13 protein-coding genes and 1 pseudogene are annotated in these 15,250 nt (G+C 58.2%); 4 read left to right on the top strand and 10 right to left on the bottom strand.

Annotated features, from left to right (window positions below):
• Window positions 1-122 precede the first annotated feature (122 nt).
• The 5 genes and pseudogenes from hutH to hutI form a co-directional block, all read right to left on the bottom strand.
• A complete protein-coding gene (hutH, locus tag RTU33_RS10475) occupies window positions 123-1,643 on the bottom strand; it encodes a histidine ammonia-lyase (protein ID WP_312627174.1) in 1,521 nt (506 codons plus the stop codon).
• Window positions 1,640-3,328, bottom strand: a complete 1,689-nt coding sequence (gene hutU, locus RTU33_RS10470) for a urocanate hydratase (RefSeq protein ID WP_312627172.1) — start codon at window positions 3,326-3,328, stop codon at window positions 1,640-1,642. Before hutU ends, hutH begins: the two co-directional genes overlap by 4 nt.
• 152 nt (window positions 3,329-3,480) lie before the next feature.
• Window positions 3,481-4,203: a histidine utilization repressor gene (locus RTU33_RS10465; RefSeq protein WP_312627170.1), complete on the bottom strand. Its 723-nt coding sequence runs from the start codon at window positions 4,201-4,203 to the stop codon at window positions 3,481-3,483.
• 28 nt (window positions 4,204-4,231) lie between these two features.
• Window positions 4,232-5,191: a formimidoylglutamase gene (gene hutG, locus RTU33_RS10460; RefSeq protein WP_312627168.1), complete on the bottom strand. Its 960-nt coding sequence runs from the start codon at window positions 5,189-5,191 to the stop codon at window positions 4,232-4,234.
• Window positions 5,188-6,574 (bottom strand): annotated as a pseudogene (gene hutI, locus RTU33_RS10455) (imidazolonepropionase). Before hutI ends, hutG begins: the two are co-directional and overlap by 4 nt.
• A gap of 57 nt (window positions 6,575-6,631) precedes the next feature.
• Between hutI and RTU33_RS10450 the strand changes: the two are divergent.
• On the top strand, window positions 6,632-7,915 hold the full coding sequence (locus tag RTU33_RS10450) for a putative acyl-CoA thioester hydrolase (protein ID WP_312627166.1): 1,284 nt from the start codon (window positions 6,632-6,634) through the stop codon (window positions 7,913-7,915).
• A gap of 60 nt (window positions 7,916-7,975) precedes the next feature.
• Here the strand turns inward: RTU33_RS10450 and pgl are convergent, their stop codons facing one another.
• Window positions 7,976-8,971, bottom strand: a complete 996-nt coding sequence (gene pgl, locus RTU33_RS10445) for a 6-phosphogluconolactonase (protein ID WP_312627164.1) — start codon at window positions 8,969-8,971, stop codon at window positions 7,976-7,978.
• A 129-nt stretch (window positions 8,972-9,100) separates the two neighbouring features.
• Between pgl and RTU33_RS10440 the strand changes: the two genes are divergently transcribed.
• Entirely contained in the window at window positions 9,101-9,919 is an 819-nt protein-coding gene (locus RTU33_RS10440) for a pyridoxal phosphatase (protein ID WP_312627163.1), read from the top strand.
• Here the strand turns inward: RTU33_RS10440 and modC are convergent, their stop codons facing one another.
• From modC to RTU33_RS10420, 4 genes are all read right to left on the bottom strand, one after another.
• Entirely contained in the window at window positions 9,920-10,978 is a 1,059-nt protein-coding gene (gene modC / locus RTU33_RS10435; protein ID WP_312627161.1) for a molybdenum ABC transporter ATP-binding protein ModC, read from the bottom strand.
• A gap of 2 nt (window positions 10,979-10,980) precedes the next feature.
• Window positions 10,981-11,670, bottom strand: a complete 690-nt coding sequence (modB, locus tag RTU33_RS10430; protein WP_312627160.1) for a molybdate ABC transporter permease subunit — start codon at window positions 11,668-11,670, stop codon at window positions 10,981-10,983.
• Window positions 11,670-12,446, bottom strand: coding sequence for a molybdate ABC transporter substrate-binding protein (modA, locus tag RTU33_RS10425; RefSeq protein WP_312627159.1), 777 nt, complete (start codon window positions 12,444-12,446; stop codon window positions 11,670-11,672). Before modA ends, modB begins: the two co-directional genes overlap by 1 nt.
• Before the next feature lie 166 nt (window positions 12,447-12,612).
• Window positions 12,613-12,765: an AcrZ family multidrug efflux pump-associated protein gene (locus RTU33_RS10420; RefSeq protein ID WP_312627158.1), complete on the bottom strand. Its 153-nt coding sequence runs from the start codon at window positions 12,763-12,765 to the stop codon at window positions 12,613-12,615.
• Window positions 12,766-12,892: 127 nt separating this feature from the next.
• Between RTU33_RS10420 and modE the strand changes: the two genes are divergently transcribed.
• Together modE and modF are read left to right on the top strand one after the other, a co-directional pair.
• Entirely contained in the window at window positions 12,893-13,681 is a 789-nt protein-coding gene (gene modE, locus RTU33_RS10415; protein WP_312627157.1) for a molybdenum-dependent transcriptional regulator, read from the top strand.
• A 66-nt stretch (window positions 13,682-13,747) separates the two neighbouring features.
• Complete coding sequence (modF, locus tag RTU33_RS10410) at window positions 13,748-15,217, top strand: molybdate ABC transporter ATP-binding protein ModF (protein WP_312627156.1); 1,470 nt, start codon at window positions 13,748-13,750, stop codon at window positions 15,215-15,217.
• The last annotated feature ends 33 nt before the right edge of the window (window positions 15,218-15,250 follow it).

Genomic DNA, 15,250 nt, shown 5'->3' with positions numbered 1-15,250 from the left:
ATGAAGTTCGAGTCCAGTCAGAGGAGCCAAATTTAAAAAGCCTGCTTTCGAGCAGGCTTTTTGCTTTTCCGCATTCCTCGCAGAAGACGGTTAAGGGAAGGCGCGCGACCTTCCCTTATGGCTTACAGCACCTTCGGCGCAAGCTTCTGTAGCTGCCCCTGTGCAAGCATTGCAATCGCGGCTTCGATATCCGGCGCAAAATAGCGATCCTGCACGTAGTGCGGCACCTGTTCACGCAGCAAATGACGCGCCTGCTCCAGCAGCGGGCTGGTGGTAAGCCCTTCGCGCATATCAATGCCCTGCACCGCCGCCAGCCACTCTACGGCAATCACGCCGCGGGTGTTAGCGGCCATTTCCCACAGGCGACGACCGGCGGCCGGCGCCATTGAAACATGATCTTCCTGGTTGGCGGAGGTCGGCAGGCTGTCGACGCTGTGCGGATGCGACAATGCCTTGTTTTCACTTGCCAGCGCCGCCGCCGTAACCTGAGCAATCATAAACCCGGAATTCACCCCACCGTTTTTCACGAGGAACGGCGGCAGCTGCGACATGTGGCTGTCCATCAATAGCGCAATGCGTCGCTCTGCGAGAGAGCCGATTTCGGCAATCGCGAGAGCAATATTATCTGCCGCCATTGCCACCGGTTCGGCATGGAAGTTACCGCCGGAAATCACCTCGTTCTCATCGGCAAATACCAGCGGGTTGTCGGACACCGCATTGGCTTCGGTCAATAACACCTCTTTGGCCTGGCGCAGCTGGGTCAAACAAGCGCCCATCACCTGCGGCTGACAGCGCAGTGAATACGGATCCTGCACCTTGCTGCACTTCGCGTGTGACTGCGACACGGCGCTGGAGTCCGTCAGTACATGACGATACAGCGCGGCGGCGTCAATTTGCCCTCGCTGGCCGCGAGCTTCGTGGATGCGGGCATCAAACGGACGACGTGAACCGAGTGCCGCTTCAGTGGTCAGCGCGCCGCAAATGACCGCCGAAGTAAACAACTCTTCTGCTTCAAACAGGCCACGCAGGGCAAACGCCGTGGACGCCTGAGTACCGTTCAGCAGGGCCAGCCCCTCTTTCGCCGCCAGCGTTAACGGTTCAAGCCCGGCTTTTTTCAGCGCTTCTTTCGCCGGAAGCCATTCGCCGCGCCAGCGCGCTTTGCCTTCACCCAGCAGCGTCAGCGACATGTGCGCCAGAGGAGCCAGATCGCCAGACGCCCCAACGGAGCCTTTCGCCGGAATGCAGGGATAAACTTCGTGATTCACCAGCGCCATCAGCGCCTCGATCACGCTCAGGCGAATGCCCGAAAAACCGCGCGCAAGGCTGTTGATTTTCAGCACCATGATCAGGCGTACCATTGCGTCGTCCAGCGCTTCCCCTACGCCTGCGGCGTGGGAAAGCACCAGCGAACGCTGGAGATTTTCCAGATCTTCGGTGGAAATACGGGTGGAGGCCAGCAGGCCAAAGCCGGTATTGATACCGTAGGCGGTACGTCCTTCAGCGATGATCGCATTGACGCAGGCAACGCTGGCGTTGATGCCCGGGATCGCGCGTTCATCGAGGGTCAGCGTTTGTGGCTGGTGGTATACGGCCTGCAGTTGGGCCAGGGTCAACTGACCCGGAATCAGGTTAAGCGTGCTCATTTTTTCTGCCCCTGGGTTGCAGCAACCATCGGTAAATTCAGTCCTTGTTCTGCGGCGCATTCTACCGCGATTTCATAGCCTGCGTCGGCGTGGCGCATCACGCCGGTAGCCGGATCGTTATGCAGCACGCGGGCGATACGCACCGCGGCTTCGTCGGTGCCGTCGCAGACGATAACCATTCCGGCGTGCTGTGAAAAGCCCATTCCCACCCCGCCGCCGTGGTGCAAAGACACCCAGGTAGCACCGCTGGCGGTGTTCAGCAGCGCATTCAGCAGCGGCCAGTCAGAAACCGCATCAGAACCGTCACGCATGGCTTCGGTTTCGCGATTCGGGCTGGCAACGGAGCCGGAATCCAGGTGGTCGCGGCCAATCACGATCGGCGCGGAGACTTCGCCCGAGCGTACCATTTCGTTAAACGCCAGACCGAGCTTTTGCCGCCACTCAAGACCGACCCAGCAGATACGCGCCGGTAAGCCCTGGAAGCTGATGCGCTCGCGCGCCATATCCAGCCAGCGGTGCAGATGCTTATCGTCGCTGATAATCTCTTTCACTTTGGCATCGGTTTTGTAGATGTCCTGCGGATCGCCGGAAAGCGCCACCCAGCGGAACGGGCCAATGCCGCGGCAGAACAGCGGGCGGATATAGGCAGGTACAAACCCCGGGAATTCAAAGGCGTTGCTTACGCCCATCTCTTTTGCCATTTGACGGATGTTATTGCCGTAATCAAAGGTTGGTATGCCCTGGGCGTTAAACGCCAGCATCGCTTTGACATGCTCCGCCATCGACTGCTTCGCCGCTTTCGCCGTTCCCAGCGGGTCGCTCCCGGCTTTTTGTTGATACTCTTCCCAGCACCAGCCCTGTGGCAGATAGCCGTGCAGCGGGTCATGTGCGCTGGTCTGATCGGTGACCATATCCGGGCGCACGCCACGCTTCACCAGTTCCGGCAGCACGTCGGCAGCGTTGGCGCACAGCGCCACGGAAACGGCGCGGCCTTCGGCGGTATATTTTTTAATGCGGTCCAGCGCGTCGTCGAGAGAATCAGCCTGCTCATCGATGTAGCGGGTACGCAGACGGAAATCGATACGGCTTTGCTGGCACTCAATCACCAGCGAACAGGCACCCGCCAGCGTGGCGGCTAACGGCTGCGCGCCGCCCATCCCACCCAGCCCGGCGGTGAGCACCCAGCGCCCCTGCAGGTTGCCGTCATAATGCTGACGCCCGGCCTCGACGAAGGTTTCATAAGTGCCCTGCACGATGCCCTGGCTGCCGATGTAAATCCAGCTTCCGGCGGTCATCTGGCCGTACATCGCCAGCCCCTTCGCGTCGAGTTCGTTGAAGTGTTCCCACGTAGCCCAGTGCGGCACGAGGTTGGAGTTGGCAATCAGTACACGCGGAGCGTTGTCGTGGGTTTTGAACACGCCCACCGGCTTGCCGGACTGCACCAGAAGCGTTTCATCGTGTTCCAGCTTCGTCAGGGCATTGACGATGGCATCATAGCAATCCCAGTTTCGCGCGGCGCGGCCTATACCGCCGTACACCACCAGCTCGTGCGGGTTTTCCGCTACGTCCGGATCGAGGTTGTTCATTAACATGCGCAGCGGCGCTTCGGTGAGCCAGCTTTTTGCCGTGAGCGTGGTGCCGCGCGGGGCGCGAATGTCCTGAGGACGGTGTTTATTCTGAGACATCGGGAAACTCCTGACGGATACGATGAAGACAAGAAACATATACTTGTCTATACAATCGTTCGCAAGCCAGAAATTAACAACTTTGATACATTTTTGTTATCTTGCGTCAGCAATCACGCTTTTCTGTAGCAGAGAATGCTGACGCAGGAGGGTCAGGAACCAAAATGGCCCTGTAAACGATAGCGGCTGCCGGGGAAAATCAGGCGAGCATGAGAAACGATGGTCGATCGCGACCAGGTGCGGCGGCGGATCAGCAGGCAGGGATCGTGCTCGTGGATGCCTAACAACCGGCACTCTTCGGCGCTGGCTTTCACCGCTTCTACAATGTGCTCCCCTTCAGTAAGCGGCGCAATCAGCGATAAATAGTCATGCGCGGTGGTGGCGGTGTAATCCTGTTGCAGGTATTCCGGCACGGCGATAGCGTTGACGCAGCGGTCCTCAATTTGCACCGGCACGTCGTTTTCAAAATGCACCATCAGCGAATGGAAAATGCGGGTGCCCTCCGCCACGTTCAGCGCCTGAGCCTGCTGTTTATTCGCGTTCACCTCTTCCAGCAGCAGCACTTCGCAGCGGTGCTGATGCTGACGCGCGGCGATTTCATCGGCGATGCTGTGTACTTCAAACAGCGCCGACTGCCCTTTAGGCTCGGCGACAAAGGTGCCGACGCCCTGCAAACGCACCAGCAGCCCTTCATCGGTCAGCTCCCGCAGCGCGCGGTTGATGGTCATTCGGCTGAAGCCGAACTGCGCCACCAGCTCAGCTTCCGAGGGGATGCGATCGTGAGGACGCCAGATCCCGGCAGCAATATTGTCGCTGATGACGCGCTTGATCTTCTCATAGAACGGCGCAGGTGCGCCGTTTTGCGGTGAATACATGTCTCTTCCTTTGATGTGGCGGGTGCGGTTACGCCTGCCAGCAATGAATAATTTGCCAGGCCAGCCTCGCCGCCGTGCGGGCACCTTGTCCGTCGCGATCGTAGTGCGGGTTGAATTCAACTAAATCAACCGCCTGCAGTTTGCCACTCTGACACAGCGGCATCACGATGCGCAACAGAATTGCCAGCGGCACGCCCAGCGCCGCCGGAGCAGACACTGCGGGCATTTCCCCGGCCGGGAGGACATCCAGATCGATTGTCAGATAAATGCGGTCATGCTCTGCAATGACTCGCGCTACATCCTGCTGTACCTCGCGAAACGCCGGGTCAAGCAGGGTTAAATCTTCCAGTACGGTGACGTTACGCTCGTGTGCTTCCTGCCATAGCGCTTTGGTATTCGCCGCACGGCTTGCGCCATAGCAGGTGTAGCTGAAGCCCCGCTGCTGGCTTTCGCAGTGTAGCGCCAGCTGGCGAAACGGCGTACCTGAGCTGGCCTCGGCGGCGCGGCGTAGGTCCAGATGAGCATCGAGATTGACGATCGCCACGTTCTCACCGGGAAAGGCATCCAGGACGCCCGCGCCATGACCGAACGCCGTTTCATGACCACCGCCCAATACCAGCGTTTTCATTTGCGAGCGCTGGCAGGCCAACACCGCATCGTGCAATGCCTGCTGTGCCTCTTCCAGCTTTTCGGGTTCAGCATGAACGCTACCGAGATCGACCAGCCTGTCATGCCCTTCATGGCTCGCCATATTCGCCAGCGTTTTGCGCAATGTTTCTGCTCCAAGCTGCGCACCGGGTCGCCCCTTATTACGCTTAACGCCCTCATCGCAGGCAAAGCCCAGCAGGGCTATTTTCCCACGATACCGTTCTGGGGCAAAGTCGCGCGACACCGTGATGGTCTGAAAAAGACGTTTTGCCTCCGGCGATTCGGCACTGTCGTCGCGCCCTTGCCAGAGGTCGGCGGAGGTTGGTTGCCAGAGCGTCATTTCGTCACCTCACCGCGGAAAACTCGCTGCCAGAGCGGGTTGCGCCCCGGTTCGTAAACCATCTCAACCGGATGTTCAGCATCCCAGATAGCGAAGTCGGCGACAAAACCTGCCGCCAGCTGACCATGTGAATCCTGTCGACCCAGAGCACGTGCCGCGTGGCGGGTAACGCCGGTCCAGGCTTCCTCCGGCGTTAAGCCGAACTTCACGCAGGCCATGTTCATCGCCAGATGCAGGCTGGCAAACGGGCTGGTGCCGGGGTTGTAATCCGTCGCCACGGCCATCGGCACGCCGTGATGGCGCAGCGATTCGACGGGCGGCTTTTGCGTTTCATTAAGGAAATAGAACGCGCCGGGCAGCAGAACGGCCACGGTGCCGCTGTCGGCCATCGCGCTGACGCCTTCTTCATTCAAATATTCAATATGATCGGCCGAAAGCCCTTTGTAGTGGCTGACCAGCTGCGCACCGCCGAGCGAAGAAAGTTGCTCCACGTGGCCTTTGACCGGAATGTTCAGCACCTGCGCGGCGCAGAACACGCGCTCGGTTTGCTCAGGCGAAAAGCCGACGTTTTCACAGAACGCGTCGACGGTTTCAAACAGCGCCTCCTGCCAGAGCGTCGGCAGGATCTCCTCGCAGACGAGCGTGATGTAGTCATCACCGCGCCCTTTATATTCTGCCGGGATGGCATGAGCGGCCAGCAGCGTCGGGCTTATCTCAACAGCATTGCTGGCGGCGAGCAGCTGGGCCACACGCAGCATTTTGCCTTCATTATTCAGGTCGAGTCCGTAGCCGGATTTGATTTCAACCGTCGTCACGCCTTCGCGCATCAGCCTTTCCAGGCGCTCCTGGGCCAGGCGGGTAAGTGCTTCTTCCGTAGCCAAACGGGTCGCCTGGACGGTTGAATTGATGCCGCCGCCGTTGGCACTGATGGTCTGATAGGAGACACCGTTCAGGCGTTGCTCCCACTCCGTTGCCCGACTGCCGCCAAACACCAGATGGGTGTGACAATCAATAAGGCCCGGCGTGACCAGCCGACCTTGCAGATCGATTCGCTTACCCTGGCGGGTGGCGAGCGAAGACTCTGGCACAATCTCTGCGATGCGCCCGTCCCGGACAACAAGCGCATGATGCTCCAGTAAACCGTAGGGCTGTGAAAGTTGAGGATCGAAGGTGGCCAAACGAGCGTTGTGCCAGATTATATCGGTATCAGCGTATTCAGACATGAGCGGGTCACTTGTCATGGGTTGTATAGACATTTATTAAGGGCAAGGCGAACGATGTCAACCGTCCGAACGAATATGTTGCTTTTTTGTGATATTCCACGCGCGCTGCCGCCTCGCCGCAGCAGACTTTTTTTACCGCATCGCTTCCCGTTTCGCTCAACTTAGTATAAAAAGTCAGGTTTTAGTGACCTTTCCACTTTCATCAGTCTGGAGCACCATGAACACATTATCGGTTTCCCGTCTGGCGCTGGCGCTCGCCTTTGGCGCGACGCTGACCGCCTGTAGCTCTACGCCACCCGACCAGCAGCCGTCTACTCAGACCGCCCCGGGCACCGCTTCCCGTCCAGTTCTGACGGCTGGTGAGGCGAAAAACTTCGTGCAGGCGCGTTATTTCACCACGATGGATCCGAATGCGGCACCGTGGTCGCCTTCCGCCATTGCTACTCCGGCAAAAGCTGACTTCGTGGTTGGCCCGGCAGGCACCGCGGGCGTGACCCATACGACAATCCAGGCCGCCGTGGACGCCGCGATCAACCGTCGCAGCACTTCACGCGTTTACATTGCGGTAATGCCAGGTGAATACCAGGGCACTGTTTATGTGCCTGCCGCACCGGGCAGCGTGACGATTTACGGTCTGGGCGATAAAGCCGCTGATGTGAAAATCGGCCTGGCCATCGACTCTGAAATCGCCCCGAACGACTGGCGTCGCCTGGTGAATCCGGCGGGCAAATATATGCCAGGCAAACCGGCGTGGTACATGTTTGACACCTGCCAGAGCAAGCGTGCCGCCACCGTTGGCGTGATGTGCTCGGCGGTCTTCTGGTCACAGAATAACGGCCTGCAACTGCAGAACCTGACCATCGAAAACAACCTCGGTGACAGCGTTGATGCCGGTAACCACCAGGCTGTAGCCTTCCGCAACGACGGTGACCAGGTGCAGCTGAATAAGGTCAACATTCTTGGCCGTCAGAACACCTTCTTTGTGACCAACAGCGGCGTGCAGAATAAACTGCAAAACGACCGCATTACCCGTACGCTGGTCACCAACAGTTATCTCGAAGGAGATGTGGATATCGTCTCCGGCCGCGGCGCAGTTGTGTTTGATAATACCGACTTCCGCGTGGTGAACTCCCGCACCCAGCAGGAAGGCTACGTGTTTGCCCCGGCAACGCAGTCCAACCTGTTCTACGGTTTCCTCGCTACCAACAGCCGCTTTAACGCTGCCGGTGACGGCGTGGCACAGCTTGGTCGCTCGCTGGACGTAGACGGCAACACCAACGGTCAGGTTGTGATCCGCGACAGCGCGATCAACGAAGGTTTCAACACCGCCAAACCATGGGCTGATGCCGCTATCTCCAAACGTCCGTTCAGCGGTAACACCGGTGCTGAAAATGACAAAGGCGAAATCGAGCGTAACCTGAACGACAGCAACTTCAACCGCATGTGGGAATACAACAACCGCGGCGTGGGAAGCTATGTTGTGGCAGAGCCGAAGAAGTAATCTGACTTCTGACATAAAAAAAACCTCGCACTGCGAGGTTTTTTCTTTTCAGCGCCAGGCTTAGTGTGCGTTGACCACCACCCACATTGGGCCCTGGCCAACGGCATAACGCCCTTTCTCATGCAGCAGGCCCTGCTCACCCTGAATCTCGTAAACCGCCAGATGATGCGATTTCTGCCCGACCGCCAGCAGGAATTTCCCGCTGTGATCGACGTTGAAGCCGCGCGGCTGGGTTTCCGTCGGCTGGAAGCCCTGCACTTCAAGCACGCTACCGTCTTCCGATACCGTAAAGACCGTCAGCGTGCTGGAGGTGCGATCGCAGGTGTAGAGGTGACGTCCGTCCGGGGTGATGTGAATATCTGCCGCCCAGCGGGTGCCGTCGAAATGCGGCGGCATCATGTCCAGCGTCTGTACACACTCAATTTCGCCATGCGGATCTTTCAGCTCCCAGACATCCACGGAGCTATTCAGCTCATTCACGCAGTAGGCGTACTGCTGATTCGGGTGGAACACCATATGGCGCGGGCCTGCGCCTTCCACGGTGGTCACTTCCGCCGGGGTTTGCGCCACCAGCTTGCCGTCATCGCTCAGGGTAAACAGGCAGATACGATCCTGCTTCAGCGCCGGCACCCAAAGGGTGCGGTTGTCCGGCGAAATATTGGCTGAGTGGCAGCCTTCGAGCCCTTCAACCACGTCCACCACGCCAACAGGCAGGCCATCTTCCAGACGCGTCACGCTCACGCAGGCCTGGTTATAGGAACCGCTGAAGAGGAACTGGCCCTGATGGTCGGTGGAGATGTGGGTTGGGCTGCCCGGCAGCGGGGATTCGGCGGCGAACGTCAGCGCACCGTCGTCCGGCGCGATGCGGTAGGCCAGCACGCGAAATTCAGGGCGCACGCCAACGTACAGATAGCGCTTGTCCGGGCTGATGACCATCGGCTGTACCTGACCTGGCACATCCACCACCTGCACCAGCGTCAGTTTGCCGTCGTGGTTCAGGCTCCAGACGTGGATCTGCTGACTTTCCGGGCTGGCGGTATATACGGTTTGTTTCATGAAAACTCCTTTCCTTACTGCACGTGGAAGCAAATTAACAGAATAGTGAGTGCTGAAAAATTTGCCCTGCGCGCGCTGCGGTGTACCATCGTGAGCTGCACATTTTTCAACATTAACCTGGACTGCGACATGACATCACGCGTGATAGCCCTCGACTTAGACGGCACCCTGCTGACCCCGGCGAAAACCATTCTTCCGCAATCCCTTGAGGCGCTGGCGCGTGCCAAAGAGGCAGGCTACCAGATTCTGATCGTCACTGGCCGACATCACGTTGCCATCCATCCTTTTTATCAGGCACTGGCGCTCGATACACCTGCAATTTGCTGCAACGGCACCTATTTGTATGATTATCAGGCAAAAAAGGTGCTGGAGTCCGATCCGCTCACCCTTTCCCAGGCCATGCAGATGATCGACATGCTTAACGAGTATAACGTTCACGGCCTGATGTACGTTGAAGATGCCATGCTGTATGAAAAGCCTGCGGGCCACATCACGCGCGGCATCGAATGGGCAATGACGCTCCCTGCGGCCCAGCGCCCTGTCTTCAGCCAGGTGGATTCCTTCGCCCACGCCGCCCAGCAGACGGGCGCTATCTGGAAATTTGCGCTCACCGATGAAAACAGCGACCGCCTGAATGCGTTTGTGCAGCAGGTTGAGGAGACGCTGGATTTAGCCTGCGAGCGCTCCTGGATTTACCAGGTAGACGTCGCCCGCAAGGGCAACAGCAAAGGCAATCGCCTGGCCCGCTGGATTGAGTCTCAGGGTCTGTCGATGAAAGACGTGGTGGCGTTTGGCGATAACTTTAACGACATCAGCATGCTGGAAGCCGCCGGAACCGGCGTGGCGATGGGGAATGCCGATGATGCGGTGAAAGCCCGCGCTAACATGGTCATCGGCGACAACACGGATAAGAGCATCGCCGATTTTATCTATAAACAGCTGCTGTAATCAGGCGGTAATCGACACGCTTTTAATCTGTGCATACAGCCACTGGCCTGGCTTCACCGCCAGGTCATCCCGCGCCCACGGGCTGATGCGTGCCCACAGCGTTCTTCCGCCAATTTCAAGCTGGACTTCCACCTGGCCGTCGTTGTCATAGCACTGAATCACTTTGGTACGCAGAATATTACGGATACTGGTTTGTACCGGCGGTTGGAGCACCAGCGACACATCCGATGCCTGAATGCGGATACGCACCGCCGACTGCACCGGACGTTCAAGTTTGCTGACCCAGAGATGCTGATCGCCAAGCGCCAGGGCGGTCATCGCGTAATGCGGATGATGCTCGAGCACCGTCACCTTCAGAATGCTGCTCTGCTGATCCTGCGGCAGCCACGGGTGCATCACCGAACTTCCCCAGACCTCTTCCAGCGGGCCAAACGCCTTCACGCGCCCCTCTTCCAGCACCAGCACCTTATCGGCCAGGTGCAGAATTTCGTCCAGCGAGTGGCTGACGTAGAGCATGGGAATATTGATTTCGCGGGCAAGCCGTTGCAGGTACGGCAGGAGTTCGCGCTTACGCGGGATATCCAGCGACGCCAGCGGCTCGTCCAGCAGCAGCAGCTCTGGCGCCGTCAGCAGGGCGCGGCCAATCGCCACGCGCTGTTTTTCGCCGCCGGAGAGACTGCCCGGCAGCCTGTCGAGCAGCGCTTCAATGCCGAGAAGCGAAACCAGTTTGTCGAACTGCCCGGCCATGCTTTTGGCCATGCCGTAACGCAGATTGCCGCGCACTTTGTAGTGAGGGAACAGGCGTGCATCCTGGAATACATAGCCCACGCGCCGTTTCTCTGGCGACAGGCAAATGTTCTTATCGGTATCGTTCAGCACGCGATCGTTCAGCACGATCCGCCCCTGCTGCGGTTTTGTCAGCCCGCTGATGGCGTTTATTAACGACGTTTTCCCGGCGCCGGACACGCCAAACACCGCCGTAATACCGGAGGCCGGAAGGGATTCATTGATGCTCAGGCGATGGGTACCGAGCGTCTGGGTGAAATTGAGCTCCAGCATGATTATTTCCCCGTCCTTTCGCGGCTGAGACGCGCCAGCCATTCGGAAACCAGCAGCGAAACCAGCGCCAGCACGATGGAAATCAGGCACAGCCGCGCGGCAGCCCCTTCACCACCGGGCGTCTGGATCAGGGTGTACATCGCCGAGGGAATGGTGCGCGTTTCGCCGGGAATGTTGGAGACGAAAGTGATAGTCGCGCCAAATTCGCCAAGCGATCGGGCAAATGCCAGCACGGTACCGACAATAATGCCCGGCAGCATCAACGGCAGGGTGATGGTCAAAAATACTCGCCAGCGCCCGGCGCCGAGCGTGCGTGCCGCCTGTTCAAGTTTAATGTCGACGCCTTCGAGCGCCAGACGGATGGCACGTACCATCAACGGGAAGGACATGACCGCCGCGGCCAGCACCGCACCGCGCCAGCTGAAGGCAAAGGTCAGCCCGAACCAGTCGTACAGCCAGGAGCCGATAAACCCGCGCCGCCCCATGGCAATCAGCAGCAAATAGCCGACCACCACCGGAGGCAGCACGAGAGGAAGATGAATAAGGCTATCGAGAAGCGCTTTGCCCGGGAAATTACGCCGCACCAGCAGCCAGGCAAAGAAGATCCCAAAGGGCAAACTGAACACCACCGCCAGGGATGAAACTTTCAGGCTCAGCAGTACCGCCTGCCATTCGGGATCCGTCAATATCATTAGTGCGTTGTAAATCCGTACTGTTTAAAGATGGCTGAGGCCTGCGGGCCTTTCAGGTAATCGTAGAACGCCGTCACGGTGGCATTTTTATGCCCGTCGGTGATGGCAATCGGGTATTCCACTTTTTGGTGGGAGTCTTCCGGGAAGGTGCCCACCACTTTTACGCCTTTGCTGGCAACGGCATCAGAGCCGTAAACGATGCCGAGCGGCGCCTCGTTACGTTCCACCAGCGCCAGCGCACCGCGGACGTCTTCCGCCGGAGCCAGTTTTGGTGACAGGGTGTCCCATGCGCCCAGTTTTTGCAGCGCTTCTTTGGCATAAATGCCCGCCGGAACATGGTCCGGGTCGCCCACGGCCAGACGACCGCCTTTCAGCAGGCTGGTCCAGTTGGTTTTGGCGTCAATGGTCACGTTACCCTGTTCGCTTGCTTTAGGGGCAACAACCACCAGGCTGTTGCCGAGCAGCGTTTCGCGAGTGGCGGTATCAATGGCTTTTTTCTCTACCGCGTAGTCCATCCATTTCTGATCGGCGGAAATGAAAAGATCGGCCGGGGCGCCGGCTTCAATCTGACGGGCCAGCGTAGAAGAGGAAGCGAAGGAAGAGACGACGTCGACGTTTTTCTCTTTCTTGTACTCTTTCGCGATGTCCTGCATCGCGTTAGTCAGCGAAGCGGCGGCGAAAACGGTGATTTTGCCTGCGTCTGCCGCAGCGGCGTGTCCAACAACAGCAAGGGATAATGTAGCGCCCGCAAAAAGGCGTAACCATGTACGTTCCATCTGTAACTCCTGTGAGTGTCGTTATGTACGCAACAATATAGCGGCAACCCCAGGCTTTTCCCAGAATTAAATAGGGGTATACAGAAGCTAATATCGGCAGGAAGAAGAGGAACTTAAATACTATGACGGGATAAAAAAACGCCCGGTGGTACCGGGCGTCTCGAAATCAGTGATTTTGCTGGCGGGCTTTATCGTTGTGCCCGACGTTCGACAGAACGTTAAACACTTCACCCAGACCGTAGATCAGCCCAAGGATGATAGCCATCACCACGGGAACCATGACTACGGCAAATACCAGACTTTTCAACAACTCTAACATGGTCAGCTCCTGACATTGTGATTTCATCATTGTAACCCGTAAATGCGGAAATTCACTCCCCTTTTGTGCGGTGCCCTGTGCAATAATAGTGAGGTAAGTCTTCTTCTCTTTTTAGCAGGACATTGATATGCAGGCCGAAATTCTTCTTACCCTCAAGCTTCAGCAGCGTCTTTTTGCCGATCCGCGCCGTATTGCGCTACTGAAGCAAATCGACGTCACCGGCTCCATCAGCCAGGGGGCGAAGAATGCCGGGATCAGCTATAAAAGCGCCTGGGACGCCATCAATGAAATGAACCAGCTGAGCGAGCAGCCGCTGGTCGATCGCGCAACGGGCGGAAAAGGCGGCGGCGGCGCGGTACTGACCCGCTACGGCCAGCGCCTGATTCAGCTTTACGATCTGCTGGCGCAAATTCAGCAAAAAGCGTTCGATGTTCTGAGCGACGACGACGCCCTGCCGCTGAACAGCCTGCTGGCGGCAATCTCCCGTTTTTCCCTGCAGACCAGCGCCCGCAACCAGTGGTTCGGCACCCTCACCCGCCGCGATCATCAGCAAGTGCAGGAGCATGTTGACGTACTGCTTGCCGACGGAGAAACCCGGCTGAAGGTAGCCATCACCGCCCAGAGCGGCGAGCGACTTGGGCTGGAAGAAGGTAAAGAGGTGCTGGTGCTGCTGAAAGCGCCGTGGGTCAGTATTACGCGCGATAAAGCCGTTGCCGCCGTCGCAGATAACCAGCTTTCCGGCACCATCAGCCATATTGAGCGAGGTACGCAGCAGAGCGAAGTGCTGATGACCCTGCCAGACGGCCAGGTGCTTTGCGCGACCATGCCGGTTGATGAAACCAAAGCGCTGCAGGAAGGCGACAGCGCAATTGCCTGCTTTAACGCCGATCGGGTGATCCTCGCCACGCTGTGCTGATGGCTTGACATTGCCCCACAGAAGACGTATCCCTGAAGTAATTCGCTGCAAAAAACGGGATACATCATGTCATTATTGCAAATTTCGCAAGGCACGTTTCGTCTTAGCGATACCAAAACGCTCTCCATTGACAGTCTGACACTGCGTTCTGGTGAGTCATGGGCCTTCGTGGGCAGCAACGGTAGCGGGAAATCCGCACTGGCCCGCGCCCTTTCCGGTGAGCTGAAGCTGCTTTCCGGCAGCCGCGACAGTCAATTTTTACGCACCACTCGCCTCTCCTTTGAGCAGTTGCAAAAGCTGGTCAGCGACGAGTGGCAGCGCAATAACACCGATATGCTCAGCCCGGATGAGGACGATACCGGACGCACGGCCGCCGAAATCATTCAGGATGAGGTCAAAGACGCAGGCCGCTGCGAGGCGTTAGCCCGCCGCTTCGGTATTGCTCACCTGCTGGAGAGGCGCTTCAAATATCTCTCGACCGGGGAAACGCGCAAAACGCTGCTGTGTCAGGCGCTGATGGGCAATCCGGATTTGCTGATCCTTGATGAACCCTTCGACGGGCTGGACGTTGCATCACGTCAGGCGCTGGCAGAACTGCTCGCCACGCTGCATCAGGACGGCATCACGCTGGTGCTGGTGCTTAACCGCTTTGACGAAATCCCCGACTTTATTGAATTTGCAGGCGTGCTGGCGGATTGCACGCTATTGAAAACGGGTGCCAAACAAGCGCTGCTCGATCAGGCGCTGATCGCCCAGCTGGCGCACAGCGAAAAGCTTTCCGGCATTGCGCTGCCGGAACCGGATGCCCCTTCGGCCAGGCTTTCGCTTCCGGAAGATCAGCCGCGCATTGTGCTGAAGCACGGTGTCGTCTCATATAACGACAAGCCGGTCATCAACGATCTTAGCTGGACGGTGAACCCGGGGGAACACTGGCAGATCGTCGGGCCAAACGGCGCGGGCAAATCCACGCTGCTCAGCCTGGTGACCGGCGACCATCCTCAGGGCTACAGCAACGATCTCACCTTGTTTGGCCGCCGTCGCGGCAGCGGGGAAACCATCTGGGATATCAAAAAACACATCGGCTACGTCAGCAGCAGCCTGCATCTCGATTATCGCGTCAGCACCAACGTGCGCAATGTGATCCTTTCCGGCTATTTTGACTCGATAGGGATTTATCAGGCGGTATCCGACAAGCAGCACAAGCTGGTGCAGGGCTGGCTGGATATCCTGGGCATGGACAACCGCACCGCCGATGCCCCCTTCCACAGTTTGTCCTGGGGCCAGCAGCGCCTGGCGCTGATCGTACGTGCGCTGGTGAAGCACCCGACGCTGCTGATTCTGGATGAACCCTTGCAGGGACTGGATCCGCTGAATCGCCAGCTGGTTCGCCGTTTTGTCGATGTCCTGATTGGCGAAGGAAAAACGCAATTGCTGTTTGTTTCACACCATGCCGAAGATGCGCCAGAGTGCATCACGCATCGCATGGAGTTCATCGCCAGCGAAGAGGGCTATCGTTACGCAACAGGGAAATGCTGATTTCACTGCAGGAGCCCGGTGCTCCTGCTTTTC

Origin of the sequence: Scandinavium sp., assembly GCF_032012665.1 — a bacterium.
GTDB lineage: Bacteria > Pseudomonadota > Gammaproteobacteria > Enterobacterales > Enterobacteriaceae > Scandinavium.
This window is presented reverse-complemented; position numbering and strand designations above follow the sequence as displayed.

Coding starts and splice junctions, on each gene's coding strand:
- hutH (WP_312627174.1), bottom strand. CDS start 1,643: ATGAGCACGCTTAACCTGATTCCGGGTCAGTTGACCCTGGCCCAACTG.
- hutU (WP_312627172.1), bottom strand. CDS start 3,328: ATGTCTCAGAATAAACACCGTCCTCAGGACATTCGCGCCCCGCGCGGC.
- RTU33_RS10465 (WP_312627170.1), bottom strand. CDS start 4,203: ATGTATTCACCGCAAAACGGCGCACCTGCGCCGTTCTATGAGAAGATC.
- hutG (WP_312627168.1), bottom strand. CDS start 5,191: ATGACGCTCTGGCAACCAACCTCCGCCGACCTCTGGCAAGGGCGCGAC.
- RTU33_RS10450 (WP_312627166.1), top strand. CDS start 6,632: ATGAACACATTATCGGTTTCCCGTCTGGCGCTGGCGCTCGCCTTTGGC.
- pgl (WP_312627164.1), bottom strand. CDS start 8,971: ATGAAACAAACCGTATATACCGCCAGCCCGGAAAGTCAGCAGATCCAC.
- RTU33_RS10440 (WP_312627163.1), top strand. CDS start 9,101: ATGACATCACGCGTGATAGCCCTCGACTTAGACGGCACCCTGCTGACC.
- modC (WP_312627161.1), bottom strand. CDS start 10,978: ATGCTGGAGCTCAATTTCACCCAGACGCTCGGTACCCATCGCCTGAGC.
- modB (WP_312627160.1), bottom strand. CDS start 11,670: ATGATATTGACGGATCCCGAATGGCAGGCGGTACTGCTGAGCCTGAAA.
- modA (WP_312627159.1), bottom strand. CDS start 12,446: ATGGAACGTACATGGTTACGCCTTTTTGCGGGCGCTACATTATCCCTT.
- RTU33_RS10420 (WP_312627158.1), bottom strand. CDS start 12,765: ATGTTAGAGTTGTTGAAAAGTCTGGTATTTGCCGTAGTCATGGTTCCC.
- modE (WP_312627157.1), top strand. CDS start 12,893: ATGCAGGCCGAAATTCTTCTTACCCTCAAGCTTCAGCAGCGTCTTTTT.
- modF (WP_312627156.1), top strand. CDS start 13,748: ATGTCATTATTGCAAATTTCGCAAGGCACGTTTCGTCTTAGCGATACC.